The following is a 16,369-nucleotide window of genomic DNA, read 5'->3' on the forward strand; positions in this document are numbered from 1 at the left end:
GGTACAATCGAGGTGACTAGCCAGGTCGATCTGGACAGCTCCAGCGAGACGAAGATTGCGCCAAGATCCACGCGGACAGCGGCTTGTAGCTCGGCTTGATCGGCGGTCGAAAGATGCATGAAAGGGCCTCCAAAGAGCGAGTTAAGATGGCCCACTCTGCCAGAGTGCGGGCCACGATCCACTCCCCATGGGATCTGCCGTCATTGCGACCGTACCGGCATCAACACGCCGGTCGTGACCGCGCCGATGCCCGCGAAACCCTTGCCGGGCAGCATCGCCACGGCTTCGACGCTGGCCTTCGCGCTCGTTCACAAATACGTCGACGGCACACCGCTCTACCGCCTGGCGCAGGCCTTCGAGCGCGCGGGCGTTCCTGTCAGCCGTGGCGCTCTGGGTCACTGGGTGATCGGCTCGAGCGAAAAGCATCTCGCCCGCATCTATGAGGTGCTGAAGCTGCGGCTCAGATCGCAGCCCCTCATCCATGGCGACGAGACCACGGTCCAGGTGCTGAAGGAAATGGACAGAGAGGCCGCCAGCACCTCGTACATGTGGGCATACCGGAGCGGCCACGACGGTGACGAGCCGATCGTGCTGCTCGATTATCAGCCGGGTCGCGGCCAGATACACCCGCAGACCTTCTTGGGCGATTACCGCGGCATCGTGATGAGTGACGGTTATTCCGCCTGGCGCACGCTGGAAGGGGCAACGCATCTTGGCTGCATGGCCCATTCCAGGCGGCGCTTCGTCGATGCCCTAAAGGCGAGGAAGAAAGGCGGCGGCCCGCCGGAACAGGCGCTCCGGTTCTTTGAACAGCTCTATCGGGTTGAAAGGCAGGCGCGGAACGAAATCCCCGATGACGGCGAAACGCGAGATGACTGCATTCGCCGCTTCCGCCAGCAACATAGTGTCCCGATCCTCCATGCTCTCAACGCATGGCTCGACGACATCGCCCCAAAAGTCTTGCCGGACAGCAAGCTCGGCGACGCCGTCTCCTACACCCTGAACCAATGGGGATATCTGACTCGTTACACCGAGGACGGCAGCATGCCGATCGACAACAATCTTCGAGCGTGACATCAGAATCTTTGCCACTGGCCGGAAAAGTTGGCTGTTCAGCGATACCGTCGACGGAGCCAGGGCCAGCGCCGTCATCTACAGCCTGATGTTGCCCTGCCGCCTGTGGCGTCGAGCCGTTAGCGTGGCTGCGCCACGTCCTCACTGAACTACCTCAGCGCCCCGAGAACGCAGCCATCGAGGATCTGCTGCCCTTCAACTTCGCCAAAGCAACAGCAGCCTGATCAGACCAGATACCGTTCCCGATTCGAAGGCCATCCGTCGAAAGCGCCCGCGTCAACGTGCAGCGAAAATAGCGCTTACACTTGAACAGTATTCATCCGAATTGGATGCGCCTGCCGGCAGAAGGGTCCGACCTGCGATGTTCGGATGGCCCCTATGCTGCTGCTTTGAGCGGCGGCTCGTCTGCCGTTTGCAGGCGCATCGCCGCCGCCAGCAGGTCGGTCTGGGTGATCAGGCCGAGGATGCGCTGCTCGGCATTGACGCTGACGACGGCATGGCAGCGGCCGTCAGTGAGCACGGAAAGGAGGCTCATCGCCGTTGTGTCGGGCGAGGCGTTGCCCGCTTTCGACATCACGCCCTTGACCGTGTCGGTCGCTCGCGTCAGCTCGCGCAGACCGACGGCGCCGACCAGCTTTGCCTCGGCATCGACCACTGGCAAGGTGCGGGCGTTGTGGTCGAGAAGTTGCTTTCGGGCCTCGTCGGCGGTGGCATTTTCCGGCACCGAAATCACGTCGCGGGCCATGCTGTCCCGGCAAAGCAGCGGTCGGTGTGAGCGCACCATTGCCTGCAGCTCGACCTGCTGCAGCAACCTCTCGAGGTCCTCGCGTTCGATGTCGAATTTTGCGACAGAACCCTCGCGTTTCACCAAACATCACCCCTATCCTGACGCCTTATGGCGATCTCATCGACTCGCCTGAGCTGCCACACACGCCTTCGCCGGGAAGGTTGTTGATTGAGGAATAGCAGGTCCATTTGGACATTGCCTGAACCGTCTTCTGCTCACACGGCATACACCACGACGATGCCGCTCGTGACCTGCCATGAGAGCCCCCCTCCGGAGACGGCCTGCCGGTGGGGCTTCCTTACGGGCAGCCGATGTCCTATTGCAGCAAATCGCCCCGAAGCTGCCCGCAGCCGCTCGTCGCCATCCACCGCGCCCGCGCCAAGTGCGACGCCCAGGCCCGACGTGCCCGTTCCGGCTGGCGCTCTGGGTCAATGTTCAAGGTGGCTCGTGCCACCTTGCGCCAGTCAGCGCCCTCGGCTGCCGCGAACAGCAGGACTGCGTAGGTCGGGAGGTGCGCCATGTCGTAAGGCGTGACCTCGTCTAACTCGGGTGGCTCACTATCGATCCACGTTCCCTCGTCCGGTGGAGGCGCGTCGATATAGCGGCCAATCGAGGCCAGGTGCGCCACGATCTGGTAACGCAGGTGATCGCGGCTGCCGTAGCGCGCGTCGATGTCGGCGAGCTTCTTGTACAGCCCCCTCCGACTGCCGCGCGGAACATCGGAATCGCCGATGGTGTAGTAAGCCGGACCGACGGCACAGATATCGCAGCCGGTTGCGGCCACCTCCTGCACGAACGCCGGAATGTCCTTTTCTTGCATCCGCTTCATTCGAAAGCCTCTTCGTGTTACATGCCCTAGCACAACGTCCCGGATTTTGCAACCACACCGTGCATCCAGTGCATGACACACATTTGCGAGTGACTATCAGCTCGGCGCCGGAAAGAATGCTATAGCCATGTCGCCGCAGGAATGGCAGTGGCCGCCAATCGGTTGGACTTGCGCCAGATTTGGGATGTGCCGCATAAACGCACCCCTCTTTGCCGCAACGGTTGCGGTGGCGCGGATTGGAGGGCCTCCTTCGCTGCCGTCAATACAAGGGCGTACAAGGCGGAAGCACCGAAATGCCCGCCAGCGAGACCAAGTCAGTTCGATGCCGGAGAAATTTCGTGGCCGTGAGACCGGTTCAACAGGGCGACCGTAGGAGCATCAGCATAGTCGCCGCCGTCACGCGGGATTGCGGGGCTATGCGCGCCAGCTTGCCCGCGTGCTTTCGCAACAGAGGCGCAAGCCTTCTGCTCTGCTTCGACGATGCTCCCGCAGTAATGATTTATCGCGCCCTCTGACGCGGAACCATTTCAGTTTTGCGATAATCCTGTCCGGCTGTTTGCAAGCTTCCATCATGCCGCCGTACCACACACCTAACGGCGTGCTGGGATCATTGCTGGTCTCGAACTCCCCGAGATCAACTTAGCTCGTCTTTCACCTGGACAACTGTGTCCCAGCCAACGCATCGTGCCGAGATCGGTATCGAAAGTGTGTACCACGCCGGTCGCTAGAGAGCCGTCATCGAAGCCCCCCAAGGTCATCGAATCTCGTTTGGCATAGCCGATAATTGCCACCGGTCTCCGGCGCGAGTCTCGGAAGCGCTCGAACGCAATATTCAGGTGCGGATCGCCGAAGCCATAGCCCGCAAGCATGAAAGCATCACAGGCTCCTACAAGGCGGTCCAATTCGGCGTAATAAGTTCTGAATGGTCTTCTCAGAATTTGTGTTGTTTTGCCGTAGCCGGCGACGATCGCAGAAGTCGGTAATTTGGTGCCTTCAGGGTTGGTGCGTCCACTTCGGCCAGAGGAGTTTTGCGAGAAGACAGCGTTGATGTCGGGCTGCCAAAATATCTCGTGCATATCGGGAGTACTCGGTATTGGCATGTCGAAATGAATCGAACCATGAAGATGGAGCATGCAAGACCAATTCGGGCGAAGGAAAAGCCTTTCTTGCTCACATCGCCGGGTGCGAGGATCAAACCCCGTCTCAGCGTTCGACATAGCGCGATGCATTACGTTGTCGTAGTTGAGCGTTACCATCGCAACCTCAAACTCGTTATTGAATTCCGCGATGAAGGACTGAAGCAAGTCGAACTGGGCCATTCGGTCACGCTCGGCAGCCCTGCACCGCTCACGGACATCATCGAGAATGCTGTCGATCGCATAACTCCCGAGATTGTACATTTGAAAGCTATCCGCCGAGTGGAGATCCCGGCCAAAGAACTTGAAGTCCGGCAGGTTTTCCGGTCTCACGATAGCCGACAGCGCTGGAGAGGATGGTCCATGTTCCAGCAGCCCGGACGCAGCGAATACGGTATAAAGAACGTCTTCAAAATTGGGGTCACGAAATCGGCCGCGCGAAGCGCCTGCGTTCCAGCGTTTCCGGATCGCTTGTTCGATAAACCCATAGAGGTTCTCACCAGGACGATTGGCGAGTGGAAAACACGCCTGCATTTTGCTTTTAATTGTGTCGCCAACTTCCGCGACAGAAGGCATGCCAAACTCAAGGGTCGACCCCGCTCCGGTCACTATTAGAAGCTTCTTCTTCGCCATAAGTCTCCTCCCATTGATCTTTACGCAAGTACTCCCGTGTAGGGGCTCCGCGGCGTTATGCGAAGGACAAAACCGGTTAGTTTAGCCGGAATTACCAAAAATCTTGGCGAAGTTTCCCGACAAGGACTCTGGCCGATCTGAGAACCATGAGGAGCTTGCGTTGCCCTGTATTCATCGTGACTCAAGAGAAGGCTTGAATGTGCTTTAATCAAAACTCGTCACAAGCGGTACCTCAATTATGAGTTTGCGGCCTAGTGGAGCAGGCATCGCCGGGAACAAGGTGGTCGCCCGGCCCAACGGGCAGAATTCTGGGTGTCGCGCGCCCTTTCGGTGACGGGCACCCGCACTTCATCGGCAAGAGAACGGGCGACGGTTCTCCACAGCGCCAACCATCTGGTGGCGCACCGCGACGATCCGGAGCTCTTATGGTACGGCGAACTGGAGAGCACATGCGCCCCCTGCCATGATGCGCGCATCCAGAAGGAAGAGGTGAGAGGTTACGCGAACGGGTGTGGTGAGAGTGGGAGGCGCATCGCGTCCAACCATCCGTGGAATCGGCAGCCTTGATTAACGTCTGCAATGTCTGACCAAGGCTATCCATGGCGGAGTGCTCTCGCTGAGGTTAAAGGCAGCCTTTTCGGCCTCGTACCAGGTCAGCCCGGTGAGCGGCCAACCGTATCTCTCGGCGGGAAGCCCTGTCAGGCTATCGATCACAGACCACAGCCCTGATTCTGACGGCAGAATCTTGTAGTGCCGCTGGCGTCGCTCTATTTCCATAACTACGTGCCCAGACGCATCCAGGTCTACGCTTCAATGACTTTGCCATTGTTGTCATAGGCACCTGCAGGAGGCCGGCCATGAATACATTCCCCTATCAAATCGCGCGGCAGCGATCGCGGCTACCGCGGAGGCATCACGCAGCATCAGTAGCGGCGACCGCGGAGGATTTTTGGCGAGCCAAGCCTCGAAAGGAGCGGCCCAGAATATGGCCGAAGCATGATGGGTGCCGAAGCCGACCGCCGTATGCGCGAGGTCGGCCTTCCTAACCGCACCAGCCTTGTCGCCGTGGAGCCAGTGGCTGGTGGAGTTGGTCGGCTGCAGCGCCGACTTTCCTTCGGCTTTGGCCAGAAGGACGAGGAACGCCGCCGTCACAACACTTGCGACCGTGCCGGTCACGCCTGTCGAAAGTCCAGTCTTCAGCAAGCCGTTCACCTTAACCTCCGTAAATAGGGTCCGGTTCACTGACTCAGCCGAGAGCATGATAGCCCGAACTCGTAAGTGGAAAGCTTCATCGCAGATGCACATGAGAATCCACCGCCCAAGATTCTCACGTTTAAATGCCAACCCTTAGCAAAACCGGCGCATTCTTACGTTTAACTGCCAAGCGACATCTGGCGACTTCTAGCCGATATCCTATTGGTTCGCTAATTCCTACAGGCTGCTAGTCTAGAATAGACTGCGCGCCATCCAGCAAGCGGGCGTTCTAACACACACCTTCAGGCAGTCCGGTGCTTATCAATGAGTTCTTTCACTCTCCTTTTGCGGTGCATCTCGGCGATCGCACCGCGTTCCCTTATGTCCGCACATTTCAGCTGCGCGTCCCGAAAAAGCATTTTTGCTGCAGAAAGCTGGTCGTCGGTTGATCGTTTTCCGGGTCCTCCTCCGAACTGCAGAGCATCCCTGCACTCTTCAAGACTCGCCGGGAACACGCCAGCGAGTTGGCTGGCAAGCTCGCTTCGGCGTTGTGTGGCGCAGCTAACCTGAGACAGTCGCTGCGCGATCTCCCCAATTTGAGTGTGGGCCTCCCTGAAAGGGATGCCTTGCGACGCCATCCGCTCCGCGGCGACGGCCGTCATTGATGACCCGTCTTCCAGATGTTCGCGCATCGACCTGATGTTGAACGACATGTACTTCACGATAAGCGATGTAAGGATGATGGCCCTCGTCAGGGCCTCCTCTGAAAGCCTGAGAGGAGAGCAGCCGTAGTTGCTTGCTTCAATCGAGTTGCTGAAGGGTGCTTTGGAGGTAGCCGTTGCCGCAGAAACGTATGCGCCAATTACGGTGCTAGCCGACCCCTTGATGTGTTCAAGTAGGAACGGGTTCTTCTTTTGCGGCAGCATGGACGAGCCCCCGGCAAGATTTCGAGGAATGTCGATAAGAGCGAGTTCACGAGTCGTCCAGACCTGCAGATCCTGGGCCACACGACTGAGCAAGGTTGAGGTGCTAGCAAAGATAGAAAGCCCGTGCAGGTGATGGTCTCGGCTCGCGACCGCATCAAGTGAGTTGAACGACGGCTCTTCAAATCCTAGAAGACTGGCGGTTTTCAAAGGATCAATCTGCATACTGGTGCCTCCGCCGGCACCAGCTCCCATAGGGCAGTTCCTGATGTCTTCCAGCAGACTATGGAGGCGCTGGCGCTCGCGTCCCAGAGCGAAGAAGACGCCAAGTAAGTAGTGCCCTGGCGACCCAGGGAGTGCGATCTGGTACTGACTGTACAACGGAGCCACAAGGCTCGATGCCTCTTCCGCTCGCTGAAGCAGGGCGTCTTGTGCAATTCCAATCTGTTGGGAGATGGAACACGCGGCCTCCCGGAGAGCCAGGAGAGAAATGGTCGCGTTCAAGTCGTTGCGGGATCTCGCCAGGTGCAGCCATCCGGCCTTTTCCGGGCCAGCTCTGGCGGCAAGTTCGGCCTCATAGGCAAGGTAGAGGCCACGGGGCGCATTGCGGCCCTCCAAAGACTGAAAGCCCTCGTCCTGGAGGTGCAAGATGTGGGTAAGGAGATCGGCAGCAGCAGCCTGGCTGATCAAGCCCTGGTCGGCGAGCATCACCAGATGTGCCTCGTCTATGGTCGCTTGGTATTGCAGAAGGCGACCGTCACGTGAGATTTCGATAGGCGGAGCGAGCAACTTCATCGCTTCAGGATGTAGGTGCCACCTGCCCTCGCTTGACTCAGGGTCTTGCTTGTCCGATTCGGCAGCAGCCGTCTCGATATCGATCACAATGGAATCGATCATCCGTTCAGCGCCCGTGGCGGCGGCATTGAGTTGATCAGCGACGCCTATGGCGTAGGCTACCCGGTCTCTAAAGTCGCCATTTATTAGAACTTCCTCTCCCTCCGATTTCAGAAGACCGGCTTCAGGCACTGTCGGCCCTGGATTTCGAGAAAAGCCCAGGCGTTTGAGCTTCCCGGACCTGTGAGCAAGTCGGAAACGGATGGCTCCCGCCCTTGTGCTCGCCCGTGGAGGCGTGAACCCTTCCCCAGCATAAAGTCTGATGACCATGTCAAGGATTGAGGTGCCCAAGGCGTGCGAAAGCATGACTGGAATCATTCCTCCAGCCAGCCTAGGATTGACCTCAATTATCACGGGGCCCGACTCCGTTATCACGAACTCTACATGAGCCGGTCCGAACTCCAAGCCCAGAGCCGATACTGCGCTTGCGGCAAAAGAGACCAATTCCTTGCAGGACGGCTCCGGAAGCTGGGCCGGGAAGTCGTGCCCCACCTCCACGAAGGAGGGAAGCGGGCTTTTGTGCTTGGCAAGAATTCCAAGGCAATGCAGCGTCCCATCGTACGCAATTATCTCTGCTGAGTATTCCTTACCCTCCACATATTGCTGGATGAGGACGTCGGGGCTGCGCAGGCCTACTTGATTGAGGAGTGCGCCCCTTGCACTCTTAAACGCCTTGATCGTGGCTGCGGCACTATCGCACAATCTCACTCCACTACTACCGCTTCCGAATACTGGCTTCACGACTACCGGTAGAGCAACTTGTGTAAGAATGTTGTCGATGTCTTTGACGGAAGTAGCCAGCCGAGTTTCAGGGATAGTGATTGATTGTCGCTGTAACGCGGCCGCTTGGCTCCATTTGTTTCGGCAGGTACCTATAGCCTCAGGATTAGCTGTCGGAAGCCCAATCCTCGTCGCAGCACTTGACGCTGCTTCCACAAAATAATCCGACGACGAGTATATCCCTGCCAGGCTTTTTAGTTTGGCGGCGACGCCGATGAGTTCGTCCGGGCTGCGCGTTTCAGCTTCGATCACTTGGGCGACGGAGTCCTTAAGAAACGGATAGCGCGCAGGATTGCGGGTAACGAGGTAGGGTTCAAAGCCTAGGAGTCGGGCCCGCTTCATTAATAGTTCGCCAGTGCCGGTCGTGTTGCTTTCCACGAAAATGAAGCTACCTCGGTTCATCATGAAGCCTGCTCCAGCGCGTTTAGGACAGTTTCTCGGCTTTTCCGCTTCCACAGATATCGGTTCCATGGCGGGAGGGCGGTCGAGGGGTGATTTTCGGTTGCCGGCCCGTCCACGAGTACACCATCATTTAGACATTCGTTCTGCTCGAGCCACTTATGGTCGTAAACAGCTTCAACGTAGCGGTGACCTTCATCAGGACATATGACGACTACGGCCTCTTCTGGATACTGCCGAGCGCGCCAGCGGCCCACGATGTAGCTCGCTCCGGAGGTCGGACCGGCGAAAACCGCGTGCCGTTCGTGGAGGGCTCGCGTTGCAGCACACGCCAGCGGAGCCGAGATGAGATGCACCTCGTCATATAGTTCATGCTTCACATTCTTTGGAACAAGACTATTCCCCAGTCCGCGCAGTTTCCGTTCGCCGTCCTGTTGGCCAAAAATGACGCTATTGAAGGTATCCACTCCAATCAGTCGCGCGCCAGGGGCTTTTTGGCGGAGGCGCTCTATCGTTCCGCAAGTAGAGCCGCCTGACCCCACAGAACCGACCAACGTTACGTCGGCGCCCAACATTCCCGTGATCTGATCGGCGAAGAGCTTGTAAGCTGCGGGGTTGTCCGGTGTTTCGTATTGCCGGGGCCAGAAGCAGGAGTGTCCCAACTGTCTCATCCTGGCCTGCAATGCGTCGAGGCGACTTCTTTGATAGCCACCCTGCTTCGCCTTTTCGGTTACTATGAAGACTTCGGCCCCCAAGGATTTCAACCTGTTTTCCAGGCCTTGGTCCATCACAGGGTCCGTGAAGATTTCGAGCTGGAATCCACGTTCTCGGCAAACTACGGCCAAACCCAACGCGAAGGTTCCGCTCGAGGTCTCGAGAACTTTCATGCCGTGCGTCAAAGTTCCTTGGGACAGCGCTTTCTCAATGATGTACTTTGCGGGGAGAAGCTTCATGAACGCGAACTGCGACAGATAAAGATTTGTCTCACATCTAATAATTTTGGGGAGAGCATAAGCATCGGAGTATCCGGAGAATGGCAGGAATTTGTGATCAGCGTTCATGTTACTTACCTCAACCGCGGCCAGCCATCGTCAGATATATTTTGGGCGAGTTGTCGAATGGCGAAACATGGGCGAGCACGGACCGAAGCTTCCGTGGAAAATCAGCCGCCATTCGATCAAGCAGGATTCCAACCATTGTGCCGCTGTGCGCCACTATGATCCCGAGAGCGCCAGTGGCCTCGGATGCTTTCAGCATCGAGTTCAGATGCTCCTTTGGAACCCGCTCCTGATGCAGGAGCGCGCTTGCCGTGGCTATTCTGCCTATTGTCGCCGCGTCACCCTGCGGAATTGCGATCCGTGCGCGCTCGAGTAATTCGTGGTATTCTGCTCTGTCCCCGGCGGAGATTTCACCTCGCCGTTGGTCATAGTCGAGGGTTTCGACCGTCCCTCCTTCATCGATACCAACGATTGCAAGTGGGGGCATTTGGCCAAGGAAAGAGAGAAGGCTACATGATCGCTGTTGGTATGCGACCACACCGGGGTACATCACCCCGTCAGATGGCTCAATGTCCGCCATTAGCTTCTCGATCAACGATGTCCGAATTCTACGCTTGAAGCAGCGTGCGATTGACCGTGCAGTCGCGACAAGATCGGCAGACGAACTCGCGAGTCCTTTGCCTTCGGGGAGCTCAGATTCCAAAAGGAGGATTCCTCCTGAGGCGCCGAGCGCTATCACTAGGTCCTCAGCCAGTCGTTTAGCTTTGACTTTATGTGACGGATAAACGGTTACCAATCGTGTGCCTGGAGTTGGCATGAAGTGAGCTCGCGCAAAGAGCGCGATGGGCATCGTGACCAAAAAGTGAGGGTCGCAGGGAACGGAGGCGACCGGCAACTGGCCTTGCAGCAACTCGCCGAATGTGCCGCAACAAAGAGCGTCGCTAGAATGAATTCTTGGCTGCCGCCCGTCCTCGGCGAAAATCTGGGCCCCATCTGCGCCATCGAACCACTGGTGATATATGTATGGCTTCCAAACTTCATCGGCGGCTGCTGCTACAAGCTCTCTAGTCGAGATGCTCGCATCGCTTCCTACGGGGCCGATGGGATGGGTGGGATTCTGAATTGACATATCGCCTCCCTTCAGGCTCGTTAACATGTGATTTGCCGCCAGCAGGCGAGATTCGTCGGAACAGGGCTCGCGTTTCGGCGTCGACCACTGCGCTACGCTTGCGGCACTTGACTTTTCTGGCTGGCACAATATGGGTGACCTGCGTCTCGGCTGGCTTGCTGCCGCCGAACCGTGACAAGTAGCAATGCCGCTGGTTGGCGGATGACACCGGGCACCGTGAGATAGGCCGCAAAGCTCCATTTGGCTGGACCACACCCAACAGTGCAGCGCCTGTCGTATTGATCTGGACCGTTCGAGCAAGTTTCTATAGACCTCCTCGGCCAGAGATGGATCATTCACCCAGTTTTACGCAATCGGCGTGCCACCTAAGCGGCCGTGCGTACAAGAGGCGCAACGCCATAGTTCGCGCCGAAACGGCGGAATACTTGCGCCTCAATAGGTCGGATTCCGAACATGGGCGTCTTGAAACGGACAGGGCTGTCACAGAAGGTGACATCCCGGACATGTGGTGGATCAGTAGCACAGTGGGTAGCGTCTGTGCTTATCGAAGGCGATTGAACGCTGAGAAACGCCGGATCGACGCCATGATAAGCTGCGGATCAGAAGAAGCGCGTGGATTCTGAATCTTCTACGCGAGATGATCGCCTACGCCGCCGGCACCCGATGGACTCGGAACGCCCAGTAGTGCGCGTCCTTCTCCCCGATGTATCTTCCGTTGCTCAGATATTGTACTGGTGTAAGGACGCCCGCCTGCTGGAGACATAGCACTTCATTTTCAAACGATGTAGCCTCCGAATAGCTCCTTTCAGCGCTTACCACCACAAATCCGCTCGAGCGCGTCACGCGGGCCAACTCGCGCAGCCCATGCGGTCGGACATGCCCAAGTGTGAAGACGCCGCAGCACACGGTCATATCATAGCTGGCGCTGGAATAGTCCGAGAGTGGTCTATTGAGGTCAACGTCCCCTTGAACATTGCGGTAGGTGCCTGTTTGCCTTGCCATTTCGGCCATCGTCTCGCAGAGATCAAAGCCGTCGATTAAACGGAAGCCAAGATGATCCAGCTCAATGCCAACTAGGCCTGTACCGCAGCCAGCGTCCAGTATTGTCATGGCTGCTCGTTCTCTGCCGATGTAGGCCGATTGCACGGCGCCCGCCAGTTCAGCCACAATCAAGGGGCTGCGGTAGTGTTCGCGCTCGAGGTCCAACTCGTAGGACCCAGCCCATTCACGATAATATCGGACCAAACGTTTGGCGTCACCGTCGAGCGCATGTGATGCCTCGATCCGCTTTTGCCCGGCTTGTCGAAGTGCGTTTTGTCCGGCCAACGTGTTCATAAATTCCTCGTGTAGAGTAGATGCAAGCTGGCTACCTTCAGAATCTGAGGACTAAGAACTGCCGGTTCAAAAAACATGCTGCGTTGCCAAATTTGAAATCTTCCTTTGCCAAGCGTCTTTCCTTCGCCATCGCCCCATCCCTCCCCTACAAGCGAAGCCGGCTCAAAGAGCGGACTTTTTTGCGGATTGCCACTGTGAGCCAGGCATGTCGTCCAGCTGCGGGACATTTAATTCTGGTCATTTTGCTTCTTATGCTGAGTTCGTCTCGGAGTGAACGGCGCACACTTCAACGACAAACGCCTCACCAACGGCCTCGACCGCAGTCAGATATAGGAGGTCGCAATGAGAGTCGTCCATATCTGATCAGTAGCTGCGGAGCACCCATGGCCGTCTCTCGTATCCCCAAGGAGTCGCCGTCGCTAGCCCACCGGTCTCAGCTTCGACAAGCTGTCATTCAGCCGCTGATCCCCGAGAACCCGCAGACGTTTGACTGGCAAATCTCACAGCAGCAAGTGGCATGCCAGGTTGGGCGTGATGTGCACTTCGCCCGTCGCCGGTCTTATCAACTTAACTCGCGTCCGGGATTTGCGGCATACACCCGATGGCATGAACACAGCGACCATCAGCTACACGGCGTTGGTGCACGGATCTGGAGCATGACGGATCTCGATCTTTGATGACGCGCGCTCTAAAGCTTCCTTTGCCTTGCAGCGGGCGATTTCGGGCGTGCGCAGGCAAGCATTCGGTTTGGCATCCGATTGCGACGTCGGCCTGCTGAACGGGAAGCGACCGTGCCCCCCATCCGTCATGCTCCAGATCCGTGCACTAACGCCGGTGAGCGAGCGCTGATGACACTCGAAGGGACGCTCGCCGCGCAGACGTTCGTTGCAAATTATAACCGAATCTCGACCAGCCTTGCCGAAACGCCGGAAACCTGGCGCCCGCGCTTTGCGCGGCGCAATGCGGTTCCTTCGATCCCTTCCACTGGTCGACTGCCTTCCTGCTCGCCACCGATTTTGCTCCAAGGCTCTGGCGCCCGTTCTACGTTGGCGTCGCCGCCGTTGCAAAGGCGGCCGTCGCCATCCGCTAGCACTCATGCCCAGGCGCGTCAAAGCGGCCCGCATCTGAATCCTGCCTCTGTCAAGCAAGGATACCCGTGCGGTGCTCGTGACGCTTACAGCCAAAGGGGGGCACCGAGGTTGATCGTTACGGTGTGAGTTGCATCCAATCAAATACATGTCTGATTAAACCGCGGGTGTCGTAGGCGTTTGTTGAACGATCGCCTGGACCTCATGCTGCCATGTTTCAAGGTTCCGCTGGCAGCGGAGCACCTCCTTGATTCACGCCGTAAGCGCACTGCATAACGCTTTGTCTGCAGTCTAACAAATGTCGGATATCGGACGCTGCGGTTAGGAGATACCATGCTGATAAGTAATACTTTTCAGCTTTGGCATGAAACATGCTCAATGGGGCAGGAGGCATGTAACTGGAAGTCGGGTTCGCTCTGAACGGCAGGATATCACTCAGCATGTTTTCAACAATTGTCTGGGGTTTGAGTCAATGATGTGGGCGAAAGTGCTGGCGCGAACTGTTTGAACGCGACCGCCTTGGGGCTCCGGAGCCCGGTCTTGACACTCCGGTTTCGGCTGCGGAATTGCGGATTTCAGATTGCCCCGTACGAAAGATTTGATTGGCCTTGCATTTGCAGTATCTCTCTCAATAGGGTGTACAATACACCGGTCGTTCCGTGATTGGCGCTATGCAGACGTTTCTATAGTTTTACGGATGGTCTAGAATGAACAAATTATCCCTTATTCAGGTTCTTCTTGCTGGCGTGAATTCTGCTATCGGCAGTATACTTCTAAAGTGGAGCCGAACCTCATTACCAGTTGACGCGGGGCGCGCCGACGAGTTCCTCTCGATGGGCTTCATAGGTGGAGTTATATTTTACGGCATAAACGTTGTGTTATATGCAAAGACCCTCGACTCTATGGAGGTGTCAATCGCTTATCCGATTGTGGCGGGGTCTGGATTTGCGATGGTGACGGTTGCGTCATGTTATCTTTTTGGAGAACCGTTCCATCTGTCCAAGTGGATTGGCCTCGCACTTGTCTTGGCCGGTATTACTTTTCTGGCCCAAGGAGGAGGCTGAAATGGCTATTCACTCTGCCGGTGCTTGACGGCAAGGCTCTGCTCGCCCGATTTCGCTACCCCGCACGTCGGCTCGAAGAGCTTCACTTTCCCGCCGCCATCGCCGCTTTTATAGCGCGACGATCAGGAGTTCTTCCGCGTATTTGGTGCAGGTTGCGCGATTCACGGAAGCCGGTATCGGCGCAAGACGCTGTTCAACTTGCCACAGTTATGATGCAGATGACCCCATTGCGGCCCGGTTCGAGCCATCCACATCATGCCTTCGAAATAGCGCCGATTATCCTGCACTGGCCGGCACTCCGCTTTGCCGGCAGCAGCGGCCCGATCAGTGCCCAGTCTGGCGTCAAGCTTTGTCCACGAAGCGTAAGTTAATAACGCCCCCTCATTGGCCATCCCGGAGAGGGATCGCGGCTCCGGAGAGTTAGCGTACCCGAGCCTGCTCTGAAATCCGCCATTCTCGTCGCCTGATCCGCCCCGCTGATCTTGCGAAGCCAAAACCGGCAAGAGCCGCAGATTGGCCTATTCCCCAGGGTTCGGAAATGGGGTGTAAGCGGTGTTTCGGGACCACCTTTCGGGAGTGGTCGCGATCTGTGAGGTTGCCGGTTCTGCATTGGGATCGGAGATCGGCTTGTGTCTGGACTTGACCTTACGCTTGACCCGGAGCGGCAGCCTCGACGTTTCGAGGTAATCAACGGTGCTGGCGGCCGGCGTCAGTGGTCTGTGGATGACAAAGCGCGGATCATCGCGGAGACGCTGGAGCCGAACGCAATCATTTCCGAGGTCGCCCGCCGCTATGGCCTGAGGCCGCAGCAGGTCTTCGCCTGGCGCCGGGAAGCGCGTAAACAGGCTGCGTCGGTGCAGCAAGATTCTCCTGCCTTTGTGCCGGCGGTTGTGGCGGCGCCGACAATCGAACCCACAGCGAAGCGCCCAGGACGACCACGAAAGCAGAAGGCGGTCCGCGACGCCGGCGTGATCGAGCTTGAGATCGACGGCATCGCCATGCGCGTTGGCCGGGGCGCCGACGCCAAGACGGTCGAGGCAGTGATCCGCGCGCTGAAGGCGACGACGTGATCGGGCCGACGGGAGCAGTCAAGGTCATGGTGGCGACGAAGCCAGTGGACTTCCGGAAAGGAGCGGAGGGGCTGGCTGCGCTGGTGCGCGAGACGATGGGGGCCGATCCGTTCAGCGGGACCGTCTACGTCTTCCGGGCGAAGCGGACGGACCGGATCAAGCTGATCTTCTGGGACGGCACTGGCGTCTGCCTTTATGCCAAGCGTCTGGAGGACGGCGAGTTCCGCTGGCCGAAAGTGCATGACGGCATGATGCGACTGACGGCCGCGCAACTGTCGGCGCTGCTCGAAGGTCTCGACTGGCGGCGGGTCCACGAGGCGCGCCGGACCCGCGTTCCGGTTCAGGCGGGCTGACCCGCGACGAAGTGAATCAGGCCGGATTCTGCTGTCGCGGGCTGTCGGCGAATATGGTCTGATCCGCTCATGGCGATGACGGCTGACCAGCTTCCCGACGATCCGGATGCGCTGAAGGCGATGGTCCTGGCGCGCGACGTCGAGAACGCCCGTCTGATCCAGATCATCAAGGAATTGCAGCGTCACCGCTTCGGCCGTCGCGCCGAGACGCTACCCGAGGATCAGCTCCTTCTTGGGCTCGAGGAAGCTGAACAGATCGAGGCCGCCGGCGAGGAAGAGGCCGAGCAGGCCTCTTCGGCCCAGCGACAGGCAAAGACTGCCAAGCGCCGGGCGAACCGCGGCGCGATGCCACCCCATCTGCCTCGCGTGGAGATGGTCGTCGACATCGATGACCACGCCTGCCCGTGCTGCCGCAACGGCCTGCATCGGATCGGTGAGGACGTGAGCGAGCGGCTCGACATCGTTCCAGCGCAGCTGCGTGTGATCGTCGTGCGCCGGCCCAAATATGCCTCACATGGGGATTACATGGTCAAGTGTGATTTTCCTCCTTTGCACGGTCCAAGGTCTGAGCCCGATCACGTGACGCGGCCCGGTCGCCGGGCCTCATCCACCTCACATGCGGTCGCCGCTCCTGGCGGCAGCACCAATATCCCGCTTGCGGCGGGCGCAGGCTCAGGAAGACG

At 58.1% G+C, this 16,369-nt stretch carries 12 protein-coding genes and 2 pseudogenes; 5 read left to right on the forward strand and 9 right to left on the reverse strand.

Annotated features, from left to right (window positions below; translation table 11 throughout):
- Window positions 1–119 (reverse strand): annotated as a pseudogene (locus tag NKI97_RS34330) (IS110 family transposase); the annotation flags it as partial.
- A 76-nt stretch (window positions 120–195) separates the two neighbouring features.
- Here NKI97_RS34330 and tnpC point away from each other — a divergent pair.
- Window positions 196–1,298 (forward strand): annotated as a pseudogene (tnpC, locus tag NKI97_RS34335) (IS66 family transposase); the annotation flags it as partial.
- A 152-nt stretch (window positions 1,299–1,450) separates the two neighbouring features.
- Here the strand turns inward: tnpC and NKI97_RS34340 are convergent.
- From NKI97_RS34340 to NKI97_RS34375, 8 genes are all read right to left on the reverse strand, one after another.
- Entirely contained in the window at window positions 1,451–1,942 is a 492-nt protein-coding gene (locus tag NKI97_RS34340) for a CBS domain-containing protein (protein WP_352838508.1), read from the reverse strand.
- 235 nt (window positions 1,943–2,177) lie between these two features.
- Window positions 2,178–2,690, reverse strand: coding sequence for a Y4lK-related protein (locus NKI97_RS34345; RefSeq protein ID WP_352838509.1), 513 nt, complete (start codon window positions 2,688–2,690; stop codon window positions 2,178–2,180).
- A gap of 590 nt (window positions 2,691–3,280) precedes the next feature.
- Window positions 3,281–4,459: an SIR2 family protein gene (locus tag NKI97_RS34350; RefSeq protein WP_352838510.1), complete on the reverse strand. Its 1,179-nt coding sequence runs from the start codon at window positions 4,457–4,459 to the stop codon at window positions 3,281–3,283.
- An 831-nt stretch (window positions 4,460–5,290) separates the two neighbouring features.
- Window positions 5,291–5,635, reverse strand: coding sequence for a hypothetical protein (locus NKI97_RS34355; RefSeq protein ID WP_352838511.1), 345 nt, complete (start codon window positions 5,633–5,635; stop codon window positions 5,291–5,293).
- Between the two features lie 320 nt (window positions 5,636–5,955).
- Window positions 5,956–8,655, reverse strand: coding sequence for a lyase family protein (locus NKI97_RS34360; RefSeq protein WP_352838512.1), 2,700 nt, complete (start codon window positions 8,653–8,655; stop codon window positions 5,956–5,958).
- The gene (locus NKI97_RS34365) at window positions 8,652–9,710 is read right to left on the reverse strand and encodes a cysteine synthase family protein (protein ID WP_352838513.1); all 1,059 of its coding nucleotides are present in this window, start codon (window positions 9,708–9,710) and stop codon (window positions 8,652–8,654) included. Before NKI97_RS34365 ends, NKI97_RS34360 begins: the two co-directional genes overlap by 4 nt.
- A 10-nt stretch (window positions 9,711–9,720) precedes the next feature.
- Window positions 9,721–10,776, reverse strand: a complete 1,056-nt coding sequence (locus tag NKI97_RS34370) for a GHMP family kinase ATP-binding protein (RefSeq protein WP_352838514.1) — start codon at window positions 10,774–10,776, stop codon at window positions 9,721–9,723.
- A gap of 645 nt (window positions 10,777–11,421) precedes the next feature.
- Complete coding sequence (locus NKI97_RS34375; RefSeq protein ID WP_352838515.1) at window positions 11,422–12,111, reverse strand: class I SAM-dependent DNA methyltransferase; 690 nt, start codon at window positions 12,109–12,111, stop codon at window positions 11,422–11,424.
- A 1,795-nt stretch (window positions 12,112–13,906) separates the two neighbouring features.
- Here NKI97_RS34375 and NKI97_RS34380 point away from each other — a divergent pair.
- The 4 genes from NKI97_RS34380 to NKI97_RS34400 form a co-directional block, all read left to right on the forward strand.
- Window positions 13,907–14,263: a DMT family transporter gene (locus NKI97_RS34380; protein ID WP_352838516.1), complete on the forward strand. Its 357-nt coding sequence runs from the start codon at window positions 13,907–13,909 to the stop codon at window positions 14,261–14,263.
- A 629-nt stretch (window positions 14,264–14,892) separates the two neighbouring features.
- Window positions 14,893–15,333 carry an IS66-like element accessory protein TnpA gene (tnpA, locus tag NKI97_RS34390; RefSeq protein ID WP_352517324.1) on the forward strand — a complete coding sequence of 147 codons (441 nt, stop codon included), beginning with the start codon at window positions 14,893–14,895 and terminating at the stop codon, window positions 15,331–15,333.
- Entirely contained in the window at window positions 15,330–15,686 is a 357-nt protein-coding gene (gene tnpB / locus NKI97_RS34395; RefSeq protein ID WP_352517322.1) for an IS66 family insertion sequence element accessory protein TnpB, read from the forward strand. The genes tnpA and tnpB overlap by 4 nt, the downstream gene beginning before the upstream one ends.
- A gap of 69 nt (window positions 15,687–15,755) precedes the next feature.
- Window positions 15,756–16,369: IS66 family transposase zinc-finger binding domain-containing protein (locus NKI97_RS34400; protein WP_352838518.1), on the forward strand; the 614-nt coding region annotated here is incomplete at its 3' end.

The organism is Mesorhizobium sp. M0296, from assembly GCF_040321675.1.
In the GTDB taxonomy this organism is placed as follows: Bacteria; Pseudomonadota; Alphaproteobacteria; order Rhizobiales; family Rhizobiaceae; genus Mesorhizobium.